This is a genomic window from Mycobacterium celatum, from assembly GCF_002101595.1.
GTDB lineage: Bacteria > Actinomycetota > Actinomycetes > Mycobacteriales > Mycobacteriaceae > Mycobacterium > Mycobacterium celatum.
On sequence record NZ_LQOM01000033.1, the window covers coordinates 83,649 to 105,894 of the forward strand.

The 22,246-nt window shown below is 66.5% G+C and carries 17 protein-coding genes, 1 pseudogene and 1 riboswitch; of the genes and pseudogenes, 11 read left to right on the top strand and 7 right to left on the bottom strand.

Annotated features, from left to right (window positions below; translation table 11 throughout):
- The first annotated feature begins 71 nt into the window (after positions 1 to 71).
- Both AWB95_RS15030 and AWB95_RS15035 read left to right on the top strand, forming a co-directional pair.
- Positions 72 to 895 (top strand): annotated as a pseudogene (locus AWB95_RS15030) (alpha/beta hydrolase).
- A gap of 11 nt (positions 896 to 906) precedes the next feature.
- Positions 907 to 1,371, top strand: a complete 465-nt coding sequence (locus AWB95_RS15035; protein ID WP_062540636.1) for an SRPBCC family protein — start codon at positions 907 to 909, stop codon at positions 1,369 to 1,371.
- A 15-nt stretch (positions 1,372 to 1,386) separates the two neighbouring features.
- Here AWB95_RS15035 and AWB95_RS15040 read toward each other — a convergent pair whose 3' ends face one another.
- From AWB95_RS15040 to AWB95_RS15065, 6 genes are all read right to left on the bottom strand, one after another.
- Positions 1,387 to 2,649 (bottom strand): MFS transporter, encoded by a 1,263-nt coding sequence (locus tag AWB95_RS15040; RefSeq protein WP_062540645.1) that lies wholly within the window; start codon positions 2,647 to 2,649, stop codon positions 1,387 to 1,389.
- 266 nt (positions 2,650 to 2,915) lie between these two features.
- Positions 2,916 to 4,379: an AMP-binding protein gene (locus AWB95_RS15045; protein ID WP_062540646.1), complete on the bottom strand. Its 1,464-nt coding sequence runs from the start codon at positions 4,377 to 4,379 to the stop codon at positions 2,916 to 2,918.
- A 14-nt stretch (positions 4,380 to 4,393) separates the two neighbouring features.
- Positions 4,394 to 5,140, bottom strand: coding sequence for an SDR family NAD(P)-dependent oxidoreductase (locus AWB95_RS15050; RefSeq protein WP_062540637.1), 747 nt, complete (start codon positions 5,138 to 5,140; stop codon positions 4,394 to 4,396).
- 1 nt (position 5,141) lies between these two features.
- The gene (locus AWB95_RS15055) at positions 5,142 to 6,710 is read right to left on the bottom strand and encodes an AMP-binding protein (RefSeq protein WP_062540638.1); all 1,569 of its coding nucleotides are present in this window, start codon (positions 6,708 to 6,710) and stop codon (positions 5,142 to 5,144) included.
- Positions 6,711 to 6,727: 17 nt separating this feature from the next.
- Complete coding sequence (locus tag AWB95_RS15060; protein WP_180275997.1) at positions 6,728 to 7,453, bottom strand: GntR family transcriptional regulator; 726 nt, start codon at positions 7,451 to 7,453, stop codon at positions 6,728 to 6,730.
- Positions 7,446 to 9,050, bottom strand: coding sequence for an SMP-30/gluconolactonase/LRE family protein (locus AWB95_RS15065; RefSeq protein WP_085168362.1), 1,605 nt, complete (start codon positions 9,048 to 9,050; stop codon positions 7,446 to 7,448). Before AWB95_RS15065 ends, AWB95_RS15060 begins: the two co-directional genes overlap by 8 nt.
- Before the next feature lie 281 nt (positions 9,051 to 9,331).
- Here AWB95_RS15065 and AWB95_RS15070 point away from each other — a divergent pair, with 281 nt between their 5' ends.
- The 8 genes from AWB95_RS15070 to AWB95_RS15105 all read left to right on the top strand — a co-directional run bounded on the left by AWB95_RS15070 (position 9,332) and on the right by AWB95_RS15105 (position 20,854).
- Positions 9,332 to 11,035, top strand: a complete 1,704-nt coding sequence (locus AWB95_RS15070; protein WP_062540639.1) for a thiamine pyrophosphate-binding protein — start codon at positions 9,332 to 9,334, stop codon at positions 11,033 to 11,035.
- Positions 11,035 to 12,468 (top strand): aldehyde dehydrogenase family protein, encoded by a 1,434-nt coding sequence (locus AWB95_RS15075; RefSeq protein ID WP_062540647.1) that lies wholly within the window; start codon positions 11,035 to 11,037, stop codon positions 12,466 to 12,468. The genes AWB95_RS15070 and AWB95_RS15075 overlap by 1 nt, the downstream gene beginning before the upstream one ends.
- Before the next feature lie 3 nt (positions 12,469 to 12,471).
- Complete coding sequence (locus AWB95_RS15080; RefSeq protein WP_062540640.1) at positions 12,472 to 13,350, top strand: SDR family NAD(P)-dependent oxidoreductase; 879 nt, start codon at positions 12,472 to 12,474, stop codon at positions 13,348 to 13,350.
- Positions 13,340 to 14,695, top strand: a complete 1,356-nt coding sequence (locus AWB95_RS15085) for an aromatic ring-hydroxylating oxygenase subunit alpha (RefSeq protein ID WP_062540641.1) — start codon at positions 13,340 to 13,342, stop codon at positions 14,693 to 14,695. The genes AWB95_RS15080 and AWB95_RS15085 overlap by 11 nt, the downstream gene beginning before the upstream one ends.
- A complete protein-coding gene (locus tag AWB95_RS15090; RefSeq protein WP_062540642.1) occupies positions 14,692 to 16,533 on the top strand; it encodes a flavin-containing monooxygenase in 1,842 nt (613 codons plus the stop codon). The genes AWB95_RS15085 and AWB95_RS15090 overlap by 4 nt, the downstream gene beginning before the upstream one ends.
- The gene (locus tag AWB95_RS15095) at positions 16,534 to 17,454 is read left to right on the top strand and encodes an SDR family NAD(P)-dependent oxidoreductase (protein WP_062540643.1); all 921 of its coding nucleotides are present in this window, start codon (positions 16,534 to 16,536) and stop codon (positions 17,452 to 17,454) included.
- The gene (locus tag AWB95_RS15100; RefSeq protein WP_062540644.1) at positions 17,447 to 18,604 is read left to right on the top strand and encodes a CaiB/BaiF CoA transferase family protein; all 1,158 of its coding nucleotides are present in this window, start codon (positions 17,447 to 17,449) and stop codon (positions 18,602 to 18,604) included. Before AWB95_RS15095 ends, AWB95_RS15100 begins: the two co-directional genes overlap by 8 nt.
- Before the next feature lie 171 nt (positions 18,605 to 18,775).
- A complete protein-coding gene (locus tag AWB95_RS15105) occupies positions 18,776 to 20,854 on the top strand; it encodes an acyltransferase family protein (protein WP_085168363.1) in 2,079 nt (692 codons plus the stop codon).
- Between the two features lie 3 nt (positions 20,855 to 20,857).
- On the opposite strand, the gene AWB95_RS15110 is transcribed toward AWB95_RS15105, so the two are convergent.
- Positions 20,858 to 21,514, bottom strand: coding sequence for an O-methyltransferase (locus AWB95_RS15110; protein WP_062540187.1), 657 nt, complete (start codon positions 21,512 to 21,514; stop codon positions 20,858 to 20,860).
- Positions 21,515 to 21,607: 93 nt separating this feature from the next.
- Positions 21,608 to 21,780: riboswitch (M-box (ykoK) riboswitch) on the top strand.
- 222 nt (positions 21,781 to 22,002) lie between these two features.
- On the opposite strand from AWB95_RS15110, the gene AWB95_RS23030 reads away from it, so the two are divergent.
- Positions 22,003 to 22,194, top strand: a complete 192-nt coding sequence (locus tag AWB95_RS23030; protein ID WP_139818501.1) for a hypothetical protein — start codon at positions 22,003 to 22,005, stop codon at positions 22,192 to 22,194.
- Positions 22,195 to 22,246: the final 52 nt, after the last annotated feature.

Below are 22,246 nucleotides of genomic sequence, written 5' to 3' on the forward strand. Positions count from 1 at the left end.
TGCCCTTCATCGCAGACCCGTTGGCGCGGCTGTTCGCCGTCCCGGCCGGTGGCACCACACCGGCTCGGCAGCTGCAATTTGCCGAGATCCCCGGTCGTACCCGCACCACGATGATTCCTACCCGGCACGGCCAAGTGCCGGCGACGATCTACCACCCACCCGATGCGGAAAACCGGCCGCCGGTATATCTGAACGTGCACGGCGGCGAATTCGTCGTCGGGCGTCCCGAGCAGGACGATCCGTGGTGTCGCTACCTGGCGGCACATGCGAAAGTCGTTGTGGTCAATCCGGATTACGCGCTGGCACCGCGGCATCGCTTTCCCGTTGCGGTCGAGCAGATCTACGACGTGCTGGCGTGGGTGGCATCACCCGACCGGCATTGGGACAACACCCGCGTCTGTATCGGCGGTCAGAGCGCCGGCGGCAATCTGTCCGCGGCAGCCGCTCGCCTCGCTCTGGAAAGCGGTGGGCCGCAGCTCGAACTGCAAGTCCTGCACTACGCGCCGCTCGACCTCGTAACCCGGGCCAAACACAAGTGCACACCGGCGGGCCGCAAGGCCGTGTTCAAGCCGTGGATGGGTGACATTCTCGACACCGCCTACATCCCCGACCCGGTCCGCGGCGCGATCGCCTTGCATCACCGGCCTGGGGCGCGAACGCCGAGTACATCGGCGGTATCGCGCCCGTGCTCGTCGTGACCGCAGAACTCGACCGGCTGCGCGACGAAGCCGCCCGCTACGCGCGCAAACTGCAAGCCGCGGGATCGCTGGTCGAGTACCACGACGTGACCGGCGTCGACCACGGCTACAACATTCTCGGTGATTCGACCGACGTCACCGCGGCGATGTACGAGTACATCGCCGACCACGTCACGCAAGCGACAGCGCAGCGGTAGGTTGGCTCACCGTGAGCTGGTGGGTCACCCATGCGGAGCGGACACTGACCGAAGAGGTGCCGGCGTCGCCGGAGGACGTGCGCGACTTCTACGTGGATCTGGACAACATCAAAGCCGTTCATCCGCTGGTCGTTTCGGTTCGCACGCTGTCGCGCACCGAAACAGCGGACGGGTACCAGCAGGCGTATCGCGTGACCGACCGGATTCCGTTCGGAAGCCTGAACCTGCGGGTGAGCTATCGGGCGCGGCTGCACGTGCCGGCACACGGCGACGTGACCACGGAGGCCCACCAATTCCCGGGAGTGCGGCTCGGTGGGACAGTGAGTTTCGAGCCGATCGACGCCGGTACCCGAGTCGTCGAGCGACTACGGATTGCGGCGCCCCGTCCGCTGGCCCCGATGACCACACGCGAAGCCGTCGACGCGCATATCGCGATGCTGGCGGGTATCCGCAACCGGTTTGAGTCACGAGCGTGACACGTCGCAAAACCATCAATTTTTGCTCTGGGCCTCGAATTCGGCCTCGATCTGCTCGATAGACTTACGGGAAGTCTCCGGCCCGAGCAGGTAGCCGATGATGGTCAGCAGCCAGAGGCCAGCGCTCGCCAGGAATGGAATCGTGGGACCGAAAGCCGTGATGCCGGCACCCACCAGCAACGGGGCAAAGATGGCCGCGAATCGCCCACCACCGACGGCCAGCCCGAAGCCCGTCCCCCGGATCCGCGTCGGAAACAGTTCGCTGATGTAGGTGTCACCGACGCCCCACAGCCAGCCGAGCAACGCCATCATCAGCGCACCGAACACCAAGAAGAGGCCGAGCGATGACACCGTCGTAGCCACGATAGTGGTGGCAATCATCAGCACCGCGCCCGCCATCCCAGCGGGCCGACGTCCGCGCCAATCCGATAGACCCGTGCCCAGGTAGGAGAAAAAGAACTGGGCCACATAGAAACTGATCGCGTAACCGATTGCGGTAGCCGGCGAGACGCCGAACTTTTTCACCATGAATGTGGTGAGAAAGACGCTCAGCCCCCAGTAGCCGGCTGCGTTGGCCGTGTACAACAACCAGCCGATGCCAATCCGCTTGCGTACAACCGGTATTCGCCAGATCCGATCCGGGGAGCCCGGGGAAAGCGACTGCTCCAGTTGCTGGGCAGCCCGGATTTTCTCGTCCGCCTTCTGGATGGCGTATCGGACCGACTCCTGAACAAGGCGGCGCATTGCGAAGACTCCTATTGCAGGGACGATCGCGATGATGAAGGTCCATTGCCACCCGAAGCGTGGTGCGATGTAGAGGGCAGCCAACCCGGCGAGGATGTAGCCGAATGAGAAGAGCGAGAACATGATTCCGCCGACGCCGATTGCGCGGTACCGCGGCGGAAACATCTCGCAGGTGTACGGCGCGCCTACCGCCAGTTCACCGGCACCGCCCACACCGGTGAGAAACCGCAGCGCAGCGAATAGCGGAATGTTGGCTGTCAGTCCGCCAAGGGATGTGGTGGCCCCGTAAAGGAGGATCGACACGCCGAGGGTGTCCTTGCGGCCCCAGCGGTCTGCTGCGATACCGAAGCCGATCGTCCCGACCATGTAACCGACGAGGAAAATCGAGCCGATGAAGCCCAGTGTGGTGAGGTCGACTGCAAAGCTCACGGCGATCAGCGGAAGAACCAGCCCGTAGATGTTCACCGCGTAAGCATCGAAGCCGTAGCCGAGGCCCGCGGTCACCGCCACCAGTAACGAGTCGCGAAGCGGGATCTGCTCGCTCAAGTCGCTGGTCGCGGTCGTGCGGAGGGGTCTCGTAGGCTGCTGGATTGATACGTCGATTGCAGGCGCATCGCTTGTCAGGCGCTCGTCGTCACCGGTCGTCGTCGATGTCATAGGTCTCTTTCGCAACGGTGCATGGTCGCTGGTGCTACGAAATGCAGTGTGTGCGTCAGACTCGGCGATGGCACTGCTAAATCGCGCGGTGATCAAAACTTGAGCCGGACAGACGCCGAGCAGACGCAAAGTCTGCTCGCGCATCAAGCCAGCTGTTGCCGGAGCTCTCGCTTTAACACCTTGCCGTAGCTGTTCTTCGGCAGCCGGTCCACAAACAGATACCGCTTAGGGCGTTTGAATCGGGCGATGCGCTGTAGCAGGTGCGCATCGAGCTCGTCGGCGCCGGCCGAACCCACGACGAACGCGACCACGACCTCACCCCACTCCGCGTCGGGTTGTCCTACGACGCAGGCCTCCGACACACCCGGGTGTGCCAGCAGCGCCTCCTCCACTTCGCGCGGATAGATGTTGCTGCCGCCGCTGATCACGACATCCTTGGAACGGTCGCGCAGCGTCAAGTAGCCGCGCGCGTCGAAGGAACCCAGATCTCCGGTGTGCAGCCACCCGTCCTGCAGCGTCTGGGCGGTAGCATCGGGCTCGTTCCAGTAGCCGGACATGACAACGTCACCGCGGCAGGCGATCTCACCGATTTCGCCGACCGCCGCCGGTGCGCCGTCGGCGCGCAGCACCGCGACTTGCACGCCCGACCGCGGGTAGCCGACCGACCCCAGCACCGAATCGTCGGCATCCTCGTGATCGGCGCGGCGCAGGCCGGTGATGGTCATCGGCGCCTCACCCTGGCCATAGATCTGCGCGAAGATCGGACCGAACGCCGCGAACGCCTTCTTGATGGTCTCCACGTACATCGGGCCGCCGCCGTAGACGATCGTTCGCAGCTCGCGCGGGCACGCGCGGCCCGTGTCGACCAAGCGCTGCACCATCGTCGGGGCGAGAAACGTGCTGCAGCCGGGATGGTGATCACACAGGTCGAGGAATTCGTCCGCGTCGAATCCGCTTCCGGCCGTCACCACTTGGCGCGCTCCGCGCAGCACGTAGGCCGGGATGTAGAGGCCCGAGCCGTGCGACATCGGCGCAGCATGTACGAAACTGCAGTGCTCGTCGGGTGCGTCGATATCGGCAAGGTGCGCGATCGTCATCGCCATCAGGCTGCGATGGCTCAGCATGGCCCCCTTCGCCCGGCCGGTCGTGCCGCTGGTATAGAACAGCCACGCCAGCATGGACGGATCGGTGCAAGGAACGTCGGCGAGCGGCCCGGCAAATAGCCGTGAATAAGCCGCTGTTCCAAGGATTTCCAACGGCACACCGCAAGTCAGTTCGGCTGCGATCGTCGGCGACGCAAAGACGCATGAGATGCTGGCGTCCGCGAGGATCTGCGTCATCTCGAACGGATGCAGCTTGTAGTTGATCGGGACGGCCACACACTCGGCTGCCCAGATCGCGAAGAGCAGTTCGACGATCTCCGGGCGGTTCTCGCTGGTAATCGCGATGCGTGCGCCCAGCGGGTACTGCTCCCGGAGGAAGCCCGCCAGCCGTAACACGCGCTCCCGCAGCTCATGCCAGGTACAGACCCGGTGCTCTCCGTGATACACGGCGCCGCGGTCTCCGAAGCGGGTCGCGGTCTGGTCGAGGATCGTGAAGAGGTTCAACAAGCGGCCCTATGTCAAACGTCCGACAGGTATTTCGTCGAGCTCCATCCGCCGTCGACCACGATGGTCTGGCCGTTGATGAAACTGCCGCCGGACGAGCACAAGAACGCGACGGTGCTCGCGACGTCGTCGACCGTGCCCAGCCGCTGGTGCGGCGTCATGCCGACGTTCATCCGGCGGAACCGTTCGTCAGCCAGCCTGTGTTCGGTCATCGGCGTCTGGATCACGCCGGGCGCGACTGCGTTGCAACGGATTCCCTGCGACCCGTACTGGCAGGCGATGTGGGTGGTCAGCGCCGTCAGCCCGCCCTTGGCGGCCGAGTACGCACCTCCCCGAAGGCCGCCCACGACCGCGAACGTCGACGTGATGTTGATAATCGCCGACCCCGGCGGCATGTGCGGCAGCACGTCCCGCGCCAGCCGGAACGGCGCCCGCAGCATCACGCCGAGGAAGTAATCCAGTGTCGCGTCGTCGGTTTCGTGTAATGGCGTAGGGCTGCCCACCCCGGCGTTGTTGACCAAAAAGTCGATGCGGCCCCAGCGGTCGACGGCGGCATCCACGATCCGCCGCGGCGCATCATCAGAGGTCAGATCGACGGCCACGGTGGCCACTCGGCCCGGATCGCCGATGGCCGCAGCCAATTCGGCGAGCTTGGCCTCATTTCGGCCCGTCGCCAGCACCGCCATGCCCGACTCGGCCAGCTTGGTCGCGCATCCGAACCCGATACCGCCCGTCGCTCCGGTTATGATCGCTACCTGCATCTCACTCGCCCGTCTCCATCAGCGCCGCCTTGATCTGATGCTTCAACACTTTGCCGGCGTCGTTTCGTGGTAGCTCCACCCAGATCGCCACTTGCTCCGGCGCTTTGAACCGTGCCACACCGTGCTCGTCCAGAAAGCTGCGCAGGCTCGCGACGTCGGGGCCGGGCGGCTCGGTGGGGACGATGACGGCACATGCCCGTTCGCCGGTTCGGGTGTCGGGCAGGCCGACGACGGCGACGTCCGCGATCCCGGGGTGGCCGGCGAGGATGTCCTCGATCTCCTTGGGCGCGATGTTTTCCCCGTTGCGGATGATGATGTCCTTGGCCCGCCCGGTGACCACCAGGTAGTCGCCGTCGACCCAGCGTCCGAGGTCGCCGGTGCGGAAGTAGCCGTCGTCATCGAATGCCCCGGTCTCGTCCTCGGGATGCAGATAGCCGACCAGCATCTGTGGCCCGCGCGCACAGATTTCGCCGCGGTCCAGTTTGATCTCGGCGAATCCGGCGCGGCCGTCGGTATCGGCGGCGTGGTCGACGTCCTGCAGTGACCCGACCGTCGTGACCGGCACTTCGGTCGAGCCGTACACCCGGGTGACGGTCGCCCGCTCGAAATACCCGGCGGCGGTATGGATCAACGACGGCGATACCGACGCGCCGCCGCAGACGAATAACTTCAATTCCGGCAGCCGGGTGCCGGCGCGTCGGGCGGCCGCAAGCATCTGCTCCAGGAACGGTGTTGCCCCGGCGATGTGCGTGCAGCGTTCGGTCTGCATGAGCCGAACAGCCTCGTCGGCGTCCCAACGCTCCATGAGCACGGCGGTGGTGCCCAGTAGCAGCGGGCATTCGAACGCGTAGATCGAGCCGCCGATGTGCGCGATCGGTGACGGGACCAGGAACGTGTCGCCGGGCTGCACCTGCCAGTAGTCGTGGATCTGGCGGATCAAGGCATGGATCGAGTTATGGCTGTGCAGAACGCCTTTAGGCCGGCCGGTGGTCCCCGAGGTGTAGAGCAGCATCCGTACCGCGTCCGGGTCCAGCGCCGGCAACTCGACCGAAGACGCCCGTTCGTCAAACAACGAACCGCCGTCGCGCACCACCACAACCTCAGGCGGCGAATCCAAGGCAGCGGTCACCCGATCCAGCATCGCCGCGTAGTCATGCCGACCGAAAACCGAGGGCACGAAAACCATTCGGCTGCCGGCGTCCTGCAGGATGAATGACAGCTCGCGGTCCCGCAGTGACGGTAGGATGGGGTTCACCACCATCCCGGCCAGCGTTGCCGCCAGGTAGATCACCACGGCCTCATGCCAGTTGGGCAGCATGAACGACACCACACTGCCGGCCGGCATCTGGGCCAGCATCGCCTGCGCCAGCTCTGTCGCCTGCTCGTAGAGGCTGCGGCAGTCCAGCCGGTGTTCGCCGTCGACCACCGCCGTCCGGTCCGGGGTGCGGCGCGCCGCGGCGGCCAGCGAGTTGGCCAGAGTGGACCGGACCCACCAGCCGCGGGCGTAGGCGTCGGCGGCGCGCGCGTCGTCCCAGCGGATCCGTCGTCCTCCGATCAGCCTCGTGTTCATCTGTGTCCCAGCCGAAGTCAGCCGCGCACCCGGCGCATCGTCATCGAGTGCCGGAACCGCGAGGCAGGATGTGTGTTGATGGTGACCTGGGCGACTTCCCTCTCGGATGTGGTGTAGGTGCGGCGCACTTCCAGCGCCGGTGATCCGACGCCGACGGCGAGTGCACCGGCCAGGTCCGCCGAGATCAGCACCGCGGCGATCTCCTGGCGAACCTCGACAATGCTGAGGCCGAAGAGATCTTCGATCAGCGGGAAGATCGGCCCGGTATGACGTTGCAATAGCCTGCCGACCGCGGCGAACGCCCGGTTGATGTAGTACTCGGTCCGGCATACCGGAAACTCCGCGCCCTCGATGCGCCGAAAACCGAGCACCGCCAACCATTCCTCGCCAACGGCCAGCCCGGTGCGGGCGGCCAGTTCGTCGTCGATCACCACCATCTTGGTGGACTCGATCGCGAATTGCGCGCCGGTCGCAAAAGCAAGCAGATCGTTGATCGAGACGACGTCCTGCACATACGAATCCGACGACGGCCGCGGCACCACTAGCGTGCCGGCCCGCGGTCGTGACGCGACGAGGTTGTCGTCGCGGAGCCGTCGTAGCGCTTCGCGAATGGTGTACCGGCTGACCGAAAACCGTTCGCACAGTTGGTGTTCGGTGGGCAGCTGGGATCCCACCGGATACACGCCGTCCACGATCTCTTTCCGCAGGGTTCGGGCGACCTGGAGGTAGCGGGCGTCAGCCATGGCGACTATCCCGGCGAAACGCCAGCACGCTGCCGTCGCCGTCGGCCGACACATACAGGGTGCCGTCAGGCCCGGCGGCCACACCCGCGAACGGGCCTTGCGGCCCGGAGAACGGCGGCATGCCCTTCAGCGGTTTGGGCACCACCCCGGGCGGGGCGCCGACCGGCAGGTCGGCGGCGATGGTGCGACGGGTCCGGTCCGCGAGATCGAACTCGACCAGCTCCTTGGCGTCGGCGTCGACCACATATAACTGCCGGCCGCGCACCAGGATCCCTTGCGGCCGGCGCAAACCGTCGAGCACCGTCTCGGTGCGCGACCCACTCACCTTGAGCACCCGGCCGGCGCCCGCCTCGGAGACCAGACAACCCCCGTCGGGGGCAATCGCCACACCCACGGGATCCTGGAGCCCGGCGGCGAGCACCTCGACCTGCCCCGCCCGGACTGACAGCACCCGGCCCGTTCCCAATTCGGCGACCACGACGGCGTCGCCGGCCACCGCCACGCCGTACAGCTGGTCGAAACCGTCGGCCAGCACGGTGCTTTCGCTGTCGGCGTGGCGGTACCGCGACACCTGGCCGCCCGACGTGGTGACGACGAACTCGCCCGCACCCGTCGGCGCCAGGCCGCGCAGGAAGCCCGGGTAGCCGGGGCTGAACAGCATGCCCACCGTCTGCAAAGCGCCGCCCGGACGCAGCACGTAAAAGTAAGTGCCGTCGGCGATATAGAGGTTGCCGTCCGCGCCGACGGCCAGATCCAGCGGCCAGTTCAGCCCGCCCGGCAACACCGTGTGCGTCGCCCCGTCGTCGGAGATTTCGGTGATCTCGCCGGTGAAGTTCGAGACGAATATCCGATCACCAACGAGGGTGACGTTGTCCAGGCCGGGGTTGAGGTCCGCCAGAACCGTCTGCTCGCCGCGCCGGGGGTCGATCCGCAATACCTGGCCGCTGTGCACCTGGGTGGAGACGATGCGACCCGCAGCGTCGAATTTCACCGAGTCGGGAACACCGAGACCGGCCGCGACACGCTGCGGCTCACCGCCGTCGAGGTCGATCCGCCAGATCTCGTTGGCGCCCATCACCGGGAAGTACAGCAACCCGTCGGGGCCGACCTCCATCGCGTTCGGTGACGGGATGTTCTCCAAAAGCACCCGCGGCGCGCCGCCGTTCAGGTCGAGTTCGAGAAGCCGCCCGCCGTCCCGGCATTCGCCGACGAACAACCGGCCGCCGTGAAGCGTGATGCCGTTGGCGCTCGGGATGTCGTCGCGCAGAATCCGGGTGTCGCCGTTGGGGTTTCGGACGCTGACCCGCCCGTCCATCACCTCGGTGGCGTAGAGATTGCCGCGCGGGTCGAACGCCACGTCGTCGGGTGCGACGATGTCGCCGCCTTTGGCGCTGACGGTTTCCAGCCGGCCGCTACCGAGGTCGAGCGCGCTGATCTGGCTGCCGGTGACCTGCGCGATGTAGATCCGGCCGTCCGGTCCGGTGCGCAGCCCGTTGGCGCCGAACAGCCGGCTTGGCGGCGTGAGTCGTTCCAGCCGCCAGCCCTCGGCGAGCTGCGGCGCAGTCCCGGCCGGGTAGCGGCCGTCATCCTGCGACATCGGCGATGGTCTCCCATTGATCAGGTCGGCGACAGAACGCTAGCAACCAGAGTTGGTCCATACAATAGCCGCCTTTCGATGACGGACCCGGTGCTGCGCGACGTCGTCCGTTTGACCCGGCCGACGAGAACGCCCAGTCTTGACCCCGCAGCAGCCCTGGTGAATTATGTTCTGCATACTGTAGAACCATATTCTTCAGGTGGCAGCGGAGAGAACGAATACTTGTCCAGACAATTGATTACCGCAGGTGACGGCGGCCGTGCGCGCCGGAGAGGTTTGACATGGCCGTGAAGGTGTACGAGCGCATCCTGGACCTCTTCGAAGCAGAGGGCATCAAAACCCTCTTCGGCATCCCCGACCCGAATTTCGTGCACCTGTTCCATGCCGCGGAGCAGCGCGGCTGGGATGTCGTTGCGCCGCATCACGAAGAGTGTGCGGGGTTCATGGCCGACGCGGTGTGGCGCATGACCGGCAAGCCGGGGTTGTGTATCGGCACGCTCGGGCCGGGTCTGGCCAATCTGGCCGGGGCCATGATGTGCGCGAAAGTCGAGAATTCCCCGGTCATTTTCCTGGGCGGGCAGCGGGCCCGGATCACCGAGCAGCGGGTGCGCCGTGGCCGGATTCAGTTCGTGTCGCAGATACCGCTGCTCGCGCCGTCGGTGAAATATGCCGCCAGCATCGAATACGCGGACCAGTCCGACGAGATCGTGCGAGAAGCGCTGCGCAGCGCGCAGACGGGCACGCCGGGACCGGCCTACATCGAGTATCCGGCGCATGTGATCCAGCAAGAACTCGACGTGCCCGCGCCGTTGCCGCCGCAGGCCTACCGCGTGGTCAATCAGGGCGCCAGCGCGCAGATGGTCGACAAGGCTGTGGAGCTGATCCGGAAGGCCGACCGGCCGATTCTTCTGGTCGGGCACGCGGTGCAGTGCGCGCGGGCCGGTGAATCGGTCGAGGCGCTCGCAAAGCTGGTGAACTGCCCGGTGATCCAGACGTCGGGCGGCACGGCGTTCATCAAGGGCATCGAGGATCGCACGTTCCCGTACGGCTTTTCGCCCTCGGCCGTCGAGGCGGTGGTGGCCTCCGATCTGTGCATCGCGATCGGCACCGAGCTCGGCGAGCCGGTGCACTACGGCAAGGGACGGCACTGGTCCGCCAACGACGCCAACCGCAAGTGGATCTGCGTGGAGCTCGACCCCAAAGCGATCGGCGTCAACCGACCGATCGACGCGCCGCTGGTCGGGGATCTGCGCGCGATCGTTCCCCAGCTCGTGGAGGCGCTCAAGGATTCGCCGCGGCCGGCGTCCCCGGATCTCGACGGCTGGGTGAGCCGCGATGCGGCGCGGATCGCCGAGCTCGCCGAAACCGCGCCGGCGCAAACACCGGTGCACACAGCGCGTTTCGTGGTGGAGGCGACGAAAGCGTTTCCCGCCGACGGCATTCTCGTCCGCGACGGCGGCGCGACCGTCATCTTCCAATGGACTTACTCGCAGGCCAAGCCGCACGACGTCATCTGGAACCAGAACTTCGGTCACATCGGAACGGGGCTGCCCTACGCCGTCGGCGCGTCGGTCGCCGACGGCCGCAACCGGCCGGTGATGCTGCTCACCAGCGACTCTTCGTTCATGTTTCACATCGCGGAGCTGGAAACCGCTGCGCGCCTTTGCCTGCCGCTGGTGTGCGTGGTGGGCGTCGACTACCAGTGGGGCCTGGAGGTGGGTGTGTACAAGCGGACCTTCGGTCAGGGGTCGTTGGAGACCGGCGTGCACTGGAGCAAAGACGTGCGGTTCGACAAGATCGCCGAAGGTTTCGGGTGTCACGGCGAATACGTGGAGCGTGGTGAGGACATCGGGCCCGCGATCGAACGCGCCTACGCCAGCGGCAAGGTCGGCGTCATCCATGTGCCCATCGATCCGAAGGTGAATTCTGAGGAGATGCCCAGCTACGACGAGTTCCGGACCTGGTATGCCGAAGGGACCCAGTGATGCGTGAATGCCTCGAGTTCTACATCGACGGCGGGTGGTGCAAGCCCGCCGAGCCGAAGACCGTGGACGTCGAAAACCCGGCGACCGAGCAGGTGTGCGGAAAGGTCGCGGTCGGCTCACCCGCCGACGTCGACCGGGCGGTCGCGGCCGCCAGGAAGGCCTTTCCCGCCTGGTCGCAGACCACCCGGGAGGAACGGCTCGACGTCCTGCAACGAATCCTGACCGAATACCAGAAGCGCGCCGGTGACCTCGCCGCGGCGATCACCGAAGAGATGGGCGCGCCGGCCGCGCTGGCCGCCGGCCCGCAGGTCGGGCTGGGGCTCGGCCATGTCAGCACCGCCATCGAAGTGTTGAAATCATTCGCATTCTCAGAGCAGCGGGGCGCGACGCTGGTGGTGCGCGAGCCGATCGGGGTCTGCGGGCTGATCACGCCGTGGAACTGGCCGATGAATCAGGTTGCCGTGAAGGTCTTTCCGGCACTGGCGGCCGGGTGCACGACGGTGCTCAAGCCGTCGGAGATCGCGCCGCTCTCGGCGCACATCTTCGCCGAGATCCTGCATGCCGCTGGCGTTCCGGCCGGTGTGTTCAACCTTGTGCACGGCGACGGCCCGACTGTCGGCGTCGCACTGGCGAGTCACCCTGACGTGGACATGATCTCGTTCACCGGCTCCACCCGGGCCGGCGTCGAAATCGCCAGAAACGCAGCGCCGACGGTCAAGCGGGTAACTCAGGAGCTGGGCGGCAAGGGCCCCAACATCATCCTCGACGACGCGGCCTTCGCCGATCACGTCAGTGCGGGCGTGGCCAACATGATGAGCAACTCCGGCCAATCCTGCAGCGCCCCGTCACGCATGCTCGTGCCCACCGCCCGGATGGCGGAAGCCGCCGAAATCGCCCGAGACGCAACCGAAAAGCTCACGGTCGGCGATCCTACCACCGACGTCGCACTCGGCCCGGTGGTCTCCGGAGCGCAATTCGAGAAGATCCAGTCGCTGATCCAGAAAGGAATCGACGAGGGCGCCAGGCTGGTCACCGGCGGCACCGGACGGCCCGACGGGCTGCAAACCGGCTACTACGTCAAGCCCACCGTCTTCGCCGACGTCACCAACGACATGACGATCGCCCGCGAAGAGATATTCGGCCCGGTGCTGTGCATCCTGGGCTACGACAGCCTGGAGGAGGCCGTCGAAATCGCCAACGACACCGACTACGGTCTGGCCGGTTACGTCGCGGCCACCGATCTCGACAAGGCCCGGGCGCTTGCCCGCCGGCTGCGGTCGGGCTGGGTGGTGATCAACGACGGATTCGACTTCCACGCCGGGTTCGGCGGGTACAAGCGCAGCGGCAACGGACGCGAGTGGGGCGAGCCGGGTTTCCACGAATACCTGGAAACCAAGTCGATTCTCGGCTACGCGCCCGCCCCGGCTGGCTAGGTCATGGACGATCTCCTGAAACTCGACGGCCGCATCGTGGTGGTGTCCGGCGCGGGCGGCGGCGGCATCGGGACGATGGTGACCCGTATGGCGGCCGAGGCGGGAGCCACCGTCATCGCGGTGAGCCGATCCAAGGAGAACCTCGACGAACACGTTGCGCCGTTGGCGCAGCAGGGGTTGTCGGTCATCCCCGTCGCCGCCGACGCGTCGACCGACGAGGGCATCGGCGCCGTGATCGAGCAGACCCGCGCCACCGCGGGTGACCTGTACGGCTTGGTCAACGTCGCCGGCGGCGCCGACCCGTCGACCTGGATGCCCTCGACGCGGGTGAGCCGCAGCGACTGGCGAGAGTTGTTCACCGCCAACCTCGAAACCGCGTTCTTCATGAGCCGGGCCGTCGCCGCGGAACTGAAGAAACACGGCAAGCCCGGCTCGATTGTCTCGATCGCCTCCATCAGCGGAATGAACACCGCGCCGTTCCACATCGCCTACGGAACCGCCAAGGCGGCGGTGACGGCGATGACCCGCACCATGGCGCTCGAACTGGCCGCCGACAATATCCGGGTCAACGCGATAGCGCCGGGGGTCACCGAGACGGCGGCATCGCACACCTACGTCGACGAAGATCCCGAACGCGATCGCCGGGCAATCGCGATGGGCCGCCGCGGCCGGCCCGAAGAACAGGCCGGCGCCATCCTGTTCCTGCTGTCGGATCTGTCCAGCTACATCACCGGGCAGACGCTGCTCGTCGACGGCGGGCTGAGCCTGAAATGGAGCCACCTCGACGCGGACAACACCTCACTGTTTCTCAAGGACGAAACCTTCCGCGCGGCCATAAAACGTTGGGACGACACGGATTCAGGAGGAGGCGATGAGCGCTAACAGCGACGAGTTATCCGCACCGATGACAATCGGGGTCGACGCCTACATCTCCGAAAGCTATGCCCGCGCCGAGCGCGACAAGCTATGGCGAAAAGTGTGGCAGCAGGTGGGCCGGGTCGAAGAGCTCCCGGAGGTGGGCAGCTACCTCACCTACGACATCCTCGACGACTCGATCATCGTCGTCCGCACCGGGCCCGACGAGTTCAAGGCCCACCACAACGTGTGCATGCACCGCGGCCGCCGGCTCATCGACACCCCGGCCGGCGCCAAGAACGCGTGCGGGCGGGCGAAAAAGTCGTTCGTGTGCGGATTCCACGGCTGGACATACGGATTGGACGGCGCGTGCACCTATATCCGCGAGCAGCCCGACTGGCAGGGCGCGCTGACCGCCGAGAACACCCACCTGGCAAGCGTGAAGGTCGACACCTGGGGCGGCTGGCTGTGGGTCAACATGGATCCCGAGTGCGAGCCGCTGATGGACTACCTGCATCCGGCCGCGAAAATCCTCGACCCGTTCGGCCTGGAGAACATGCGCTACAAGTGGCGGCGGTGGCTGCACTTCGACTGCAACTGGAAGGTCGCGATGGAGGCCTTCAACGAGACCTACCACGTCGCGACGACACATCCGGAGTTCAACAAGTTCGGCGAATTCAAGGGCTGGGCCAAGGCGCAGGGCAAGCACAGCAACATCGGCTACGACGCGCCCGACGAACTCGAGGCCACCAAGTCCAAGGTCCGGCTGGGGACCGGCACCGACCCGCGGGTGTCTACAGCGGAGATGCAGCTCTACACGCTGCAGGAAACCAACGCCACCACCACCCAGACCCTGGTGAACGCCGCGCTGCGGCTGGTCGACGAACTACCCGAGGGCACCCCGGCCGACAAGGTCCTCGAACACTGGCTGTCCTCGGCACGCCGCGACGACGCCGCCCGCGGCGTGATCTGGCCGACGATCCCGCCCGACGTGCTGGGGCAGAGCGGAACCGCGTGGCAGATCTTCCCGAACTTCCAGATCGGGCAGGGCCTGACCAGCGCGCTGTGCTACAGCGCCCGGCCCGACCCGAGCTACGACCCCAACAAGTGCATCTTCGAGGTCGCGGTCTTCGAGCTCTTCCCCAAAGGCCAAGAGCCGCAGACGGAGTGGGTCCACACACCGGTGGGTGACAGGAACTGGCTGTCCGTCCTGCCGCAGGACTTCTCCAACATGGCCGCGGTGCAGCAGGGCATGAAATCCCTCGGTTTTCCTGGCACCAAGCCCAACCCGTACCGCGAACGCAGCACCGTCAACCTGCACTACCAGCTGTCGAAATACATGGGGACCGGCGAACCGAAGGAACTTGCGTGACCCACTCGACCTGCGAGCCGACACAGACGCCGGACGACGTCGACATCCCCGCGCTGCGGGAAAAATACCGGCAAGAGCGCGAAAAACGGCTCCGCCCGGAGGGTTCCAAGCAGTACATCGCCCTCGAGGACGACTTCGCGGGCTACTACGAAACCGATCCGTACACACCGGTGGCGCCCCGCGACCCGATCTGCGCGGACATCGACGTCGCGGTACTGGGCGGGGGTTTCGGCGGGTTGCTGTCGGCCGCCCATTTGAAGAAGGCCGGCGTCGACGATGTCCGGATCATCGAGCTGGGTGGAGACTTCGGCGGGGTGTGGTACTGGAACCGCTATCCGGGCATCCAGTGCGACAACGAATCGTACTGCTACATACCGATGCTCGAAGAGCTCGACTATATGCCGACGAAGAAGTTCGCCGACGGCGCCGAGATCTACGAGCACTGCCGGCGGATCGGAAAGCATTTCGGCCTCTACGACTCCGCGATCTTCTCCACCCAGGTGCGCACGCTGCGCTGGGACGAGGAGATCAAGCGCTGGCGGATCACCACCAACCGCGACGACGACATCCGCGCGCGGTTCGTCGTGATGGCCTCGGGACCCTTTCACCGCCCGAAGCTGCCCGGCATCCCGGGAATCAAGGACTTCAAGGGCCACAGCTTCCACTCGTCGCGGTGGGACTACAACTACACCGGCGGGGACACCACCGGCGGGCTGCGCAAGCTGGCCGACAAGCGTGTGGCCGTCATCGGCACGGGGGCCACGGCGATCCAGATCGTGCCCTACCTGGGCCGTGATGCCAAGCACCTCTACGTGTTTCAGCGCACACCGTCGTCGGTGGATGTGCGCAACAACGCGCCGACCGATCCCGAATGGGTGAAGTCGCTGAAGCCGGGCTGGCAGAAGGAGCGGCAACGCAACTTTCACGCGTGGACGTTCGAGGGCATGGCGCTGGGCCAGCCGGATCTGGTCTGCGACTTCTGGACCGAGCTCGGCCGCAATACCGCGGCGCGAGTGCTTGCGCTGGAAGATCCCGCGTCGCTGACGCCCGAGCAGTTCATGGCGATCCGGGAAGAAGAAGACTACAAGGTGATGGAGCGGCTGCGCCGCCGCATCGACGCCATTGTCGAGGATCCGCAGACCGCCGAAGCGCTCAAGCCCTACTACCGATTCCTCTGCAAGAGACCGCTTTCCAACGATGAATACCTGTCGACCTTCAACCGGCCCAACGTGACACTGGTCGACGTGTCGTCGTCCAAGGGGGTGGAACGGATCACCGAGAAGGGGATCGTCGCCAACGGCGTCGAGTACGAAGTGGATTGCATCATCTACGCCAGCGGCTTCGAGATCACCACCGAGATCAGCCGCCGCTACTCGATCGACACCATCGAAGGCCGCGACGGCCTGTCGCTGTTCGACTACTGGCGTGACGGGTACAAGACGCTGCACGGGATGACCAGCGTGGGCTTTCCGAACCAGTTCTTCACCGGCTTCACCCAAGTGGGCATCTCGGCCAACATCGCCGCCAACTACGAGCTGCAGGGCGAGCACATCGCCTACATCATCGCCGAGGCGCTGGCCCGCGGCGCGACGACCGTCGAACCGAGCCGGGAGGCGCAGGACGCGTGGTGCAAGACGATTCGCGAGACCGCTGTCGACAATTCGGCGTTCGACGCGCAATGCACGCCCGGCTACTACAACAACGAAGGCGGCGGTGGTGGCGAAGGCATCCGGTCCCATCTGGGCGAGCCGTACGGTCCGGGTTTCTATGCCTTCGGCGACCTGCTGGCGCAGTGGCGCGCAAAGGGCGACCTCGAGGGCCTGGTGCTGGGAATATGAATGGCTGAACTGAGATTCGACAATCGGGTCGCCGTCATCACCGGCGGAGGCCGGGGACTGGGGCGGGCCTACGCCCTGTTGCTGGCGTCTCGCGGCGCCAAGGTCGTCGTCAACGACACCGGCGCCGGCCTGGCCGGCGACGGTGTCGACCCCCGCCCTGCCGACAGTGTGGCCGGCGAAATCCGGGCGGCGGGCTGGGATGCCGTCGCGTGCACCGAATCCGTGGCGACGCCCGCCGGTGGCAAGGCGATCATCGAAGCGGCGCAGCAGCATTACGGCCGCGTCGACATTCTCATCCACAACGCCGGCACTGTTCGTCGAGCACCGTTGGCGGAGATGTCCTACGAGGACTTCGACGCTGTGCTGGATGTCCACCTGCGCGGCGCCTTTCACGTGGTGCGGCCGGCGTTTCCGCTGATGCGTGACGCCGGCTACGGGCGCATCGTGTTGACGTCGTCGATCGGCGGCCTGTACGGCAATCACGACGTGGCCAATTACGCCGCCGCCAAGGCGGGCGTCATCGGGCTGTCCAATGTTGCGGCGCTGGAAGGCGCCGCCGCCAACGTGAAATGCAACGTCGTCGTTCCGTCGGCAGTCACCAGAATGGCCGAGGGCCTGGATGTTTCGGCGTATCCGGCGATGGGGCCCGAGCTGGTGGCGCCGGTGGTGGGTCTGCTCGCGCACGAATCTTGCCCGATCACCGGCGAGATGCTGATCTCGGTCGCCGGCCGGGTGGCGGGAGCAGTTGTCGCCGAAACACCGGGCGTGTACCGCCCGTCGTGGTCGATCGAGCAGGTGGCCGAACAGCTGGATGCCATCCGGGATGCCAACGCGCCATTGGTGTTTCCCGTCGTGCCCGACGGCCACGCCGACCATCTGCGCTACAGCTTCGAGATGGCCCGCGGGGTGCGGCATGGCTAGCGCCGGACCGCTGGCCGGGGTGCGGGTGGTCGATCTCACCGCAATGGTGATGGGGCCGTACTGCACCCAGATCATGGCCGACATGGGCGCCGACGTCATCAAAGTCGAACCGCCCGAAGGCGACAACACCCGCTACATCTCGGTGGGCCCCGAGCCGTCGATGAGCGGCGTGTTCGTCAACGTGAACCGCGGCAAGCGCAGCGTAGTCCTCGACCTGCGCTCCGAGGGCGGCAAGGCCGCACTGCGGTCGTTAATCGAAACCGCCGACGTGTTCATCCACTCGATGCGGGCCAAGGCGATCGCCCGGCTGGGATTCGGCTACGACGACGTCGCCGCGATCAACCCCGGCATCGTCTACACCAACTGCTACGGCTACGGCCGTCGCGGGCCTGACCGGGACCTGCCCGCCTACGACGACACGATTCAGGCGGAGTGCGGGCTGCCGGCGGTCCAGGAACAACTCACCGGTGAGGCCAGCTACGTCGGAACGATCATGGCGGACAAGGTCGCCGGCCTGACCGCGCTCTACGCGACGATGATGGCGCTGTTTCACCGCGAACGCACCGGTGAGGGCCAAGAGGTCGAGGTCGCCATGTTCGAGACCATGGCGTCGTTCATGCTGGTCGAGCATGCCAACGGCGCGATGTTCGACCCGCCGCTCGGGCCGGCGGTCTATCCGCGCACGGTGGCGCCCAACCGCCGGCCGTATCGCACCAGCGACGGTTATATCGCGGCGCTGATCTACAACGACAAGCATTGGTCGGCGTTCATCGACGCGGTGCGACCGGCCTGGGCCCACTCCTGCTACGCGACGCTGGAGCAGCGGGCCCGCCAGATCGACGCCGTCTACGCACTGCTCGCCGAGACGCTCGCGGAGCGCACGACCGAAGAGTGGCTGAAGCTGTTCCGCGAACTGGAAATACCCGCGGCACCGCTGGGCACGCCCGCCGACCTGTTCGACAACCCGCACCTCAACGCCGCCGGATTCTTCGAGACGGTCGACACGCCGCACGGCCCGGTGCGTTTTCCCGGTGTGCCGACCTGGTTTTCGCGCACCCCCGGCCGAGTCGCCGGCCCAGCCCCGCAACTGGGCGCCGACACCGCCGAAGTGCTCGCCGAGGTGGCGCGAGCAGACGCAGAATCGCATTGATCGCGGCCTGCTGATGCGATTCTGCGTCTGCTCGGCCCAAGGCGTGTCGTCCCCGTCATGCCGTGCAGTCGCACCTAAACTGGCCCTGATCCAAAAAGGGAGGAGCTGCGACGTATCGGCGGCGACACCGACACCGACCAGGTAAGCGGTCGGAGTGCGACAGGGGCTAGCATGGGACCGGCCGGGGTGTATCCCGCGCCGGTTCGCTGCGTTCGGCGGCCCCGCTGGGTTGCCCCGCCGCGGCGTACCCGGCCGGCCACCTCACGGAGTAGCGACCGGCGCCCCGGCATCCCGGCGCTCGACGGTCTGCGCGCGGTGGCCGTCGCGCTGGTGCTGGCCGACCACGGCGGCATCCCCGGCATGGGCGGCGGCTTCTTAGGCGTCGACATCTTTTTCGTGCTCAGCGGATTCCTGATCACCTCGCTGCTGCTGGACGAACTCGGCCGCACGGGCCGCATCGACCTGACCGGGTTCTGGATTCGACGGGCACGACGACTGCTGCCCGCGCTGGTCCTGATGGTGCTGGCCGTAATCGTTGGGCGGCAGTTCTTTTCACCCGAGGCCGTCGCCGGGCTCCGCGACCAGGCTGTCGCCGCGTTCTTCTGGGTCGCCAACTGGATGTTCGTGGCGCAGAAGACCGACTACTTCACCCAGGGCGCGCCGCCGTCGCCGCTGCAGCACGCCTGGTCGTTGGGTGTCGAGGAGCAGTACTACATCGGGTGGCCGTTGCTGCTGATCGCGGTGGCGGTCGTGCTGGCGGCACGGGCACGCCGGCGAGGCAGGTTGGCGATGCTGGGTGGAGTGCGCCTGACCGTCTTCCTGCTGGCCACCCTGGGCGCGCTGGCATCTGCGGCCCTGGCCATCCTCCTCGCATCGGACGCGACCCGGGACCGGGTCTACTTCGGCACCGACACCCGGGCCCAGGCACTGCTGACCGGCGCGGCGGCGTCTGCGCTGCTGGTGGGCGATTGGCCGGCGCTGAACCGCGGCTGGTCGCTGACCCGGACCCGGTGGGGCAAGTGGACCGCGCGTCTGCTGCCCGTGGTCGGGCTGGCCGCGCTGGCGGCCGCCGCCCACTACGCGGCCGGCAGCGCCGCCGAATTCCGGCACGGCCTGCTGAGCGCGGTGGCGGTGGCGGCAGTTTTGGTCATCGCGCCGGTGGCGCTCGACCAGCGCGGGCCCGTCGCGGTGGTGTTGTCGTGGCGTCCGCTGGTGTGGCTGGGCGTCATCTCCTACGGCGTCTACCTCTGGCATTGGCCAATCTTTCTGGTGCTCAACGGCCAGCGGACCGGGTGGTCGGGGCTGTCATTGTTCGCCGTGCGGTGCGCGGCCACCCTGGCCGTGTCGGCTGCGTCGTGGTGGTTGATCGAACAGCCCGTCCGCAAGTGGCGTCCCGCCCGGGTGCCGCTGTTGCCGCTGGCCGGGGCAACTGCTGCGACGGCCGCGGCGGTGACGATGATGGTGGTGCCGGTGGGCGCCAAATCCGGTGGGGGATCGGACAGCAGCCTGCCGCCCGGCATCTCGTCGGTCGCTAGGGTGTCGCCGTCGCCGCCGACCGGACCCCGCCCCGCGCGGGCCGTCGGACAGCGAGATCCGCACCGGCCGTTCACGGTTTCGGTGTTCGGCGACTCGATCGGCTGGACCCTGATGCATTTCCTGCCGCCGACACCGGGATTCGACTTCGTCGACCACACCGTCATCGGGTGCAGCCTGGTGCGCGGCGGCCCGTACAAATACCTCGGCCAGACGCTGGACCAGAAGTCCGAATGTGAGTCGTGGCCCAGCAGGTGGTCGAAGCAGGTCGCCGAGGACCAGCCGGATGCCGTCCTGTTGATCGTCGGCCGTTGGGAGACAGTGGACCGGGTCAACGAGGGACGCTGGACTCACATCGGCGACCCTGCCTTCGACGCCTACATCACCGGTGAGTTGGTACGCGCCCTCGACATCCTGGGCTCGTCGGGGGCGCCGCTGACGGTGGCCAACCTGCCCTACAGCCGTCGCGGCGAAAGGCCCGATGGCAGCCTGTACCCGGAGGACCAGCCCGAGCGGGTGGACGAGTGGAACACGTTGCTGCGCAGCACCATTGGCCAACGCCGCAACGTCGGGATACTCGACTTGAAGAAAAAGCTGTGCCCCGACGGGGTCTACACTGCCAAGGTCGACAGCATCACCGTGCGCAGCGACGGCGTCCACCCGACGGAGGAGGCGGTGAAGTGGCTGACGCCCTGGCTGGAGGAATCGCTGCGGTAGAGGTTATACGCGGCAGCTGATTTCCATGCTGTCGCTTTCCCGGGCCTGGAAGTTGACGCTGACATAACCGTTGTCGGGGTTACGCACGTGGTCCAAATAGGGCTGGGTGTCGGCCATCTCGGTGTTGTCAGCGATGACGAGGCTTCCCGCCGACAGACGTGGTTCGAGCAACTCGATCACCGGCAGGTACAGCTCTTTCCACCCGTCGAGCAGAACGAAATCGACTGGCCCGTCAAGACCCTTCAGCGTCTCCAGCGCATCCCCGTCGAGGACGGTGATCAGGTCGTCCAACCCGGTCTCGGCAAACGTCTGTTGTGCCGTCGCTATCTTGGTGGCGCTGAGCTCGGTCGTCACCACTCGACCCCTGCCGTTGTCGCGCACCGCCGACGCGAGATGGATCGCGGAAATACCGAACGACATCCCGAATTCGACGATGGTGGCCGGACGAGTGGCCCGAACCAGTGAATACAGCAGCCGGCCGGCCTCCGGGGTGACCGGGATGTAGAACTCGCTCATCGCATCAGCGCGTTCCTTCGCGCCGGCGGACGCCTGTGCGATTCTTCCGCCGCCCTCACGCAGCTTCGGTAGCTGCTCGTTGGCCGCGGTGTACATCCGGTCAAGCGCTGTCGCGACTCTGGGGTCCTGGAGGGTGATAGCCATGGTTTAGAGCCTAAGCGTTGCGCCGCACTTCGAGTGCCCGGGTGCAGACTCCCAGCGTTTGACGGACGCCGGGCTGGATGCGACCATGGAACGGCAGCACCTCGGTAGGTGAGGCGTCTGTACGGATACAGGCCACTGACCCCGAACGTCGAGAGACGCCCCGGGTCAGGACAGCTCTTCCCGGCCTAAGGGTTGAGCCCAAGTGGCTTCCGGACGCGGTCCGGATACGCCGTGCAGTGCCGAAGCTCCGACGAGAGGGGTGCGTGCCCAGCGGCTTTCGCCGCGGGCGCTCATTCCTCTTTGTGCGCGCACAGTGGTGACACCCGCGTGTGTCCTGGCCGTGAGGAGGTGAGGGCGAGATGAGTCCGAGCGATAGTCCCTATCCGCAGTCCATTTCCGTTTCGTCCCGACCCGGACGCGGCCTCCGCGCCGCCTGACGCGTCTTCGCGCAGTCCTCGCCGGTCGGGCTTACCGGCAGGAGAAAGATCATGGCTTTTGTTGTTGCACACCGTGTTTCACCGATGCTGGACGCGGGACGCCGGGTGGCAGGTCGGTTGCGCGCACGCCGCAACCTGACTCCGCAAGAGCGGGCCAACCTGTATGTGTCGCGGATGGCTCCGGCGGTGATCACCGCCTCGCTGGGCGGGCACCCAACCCGCATCGACGTCAACCGCAACTGACGCGTCGGACCGGGACACCCCGAGCGGCCGCTACCGCCGGGGTGTATCCCGG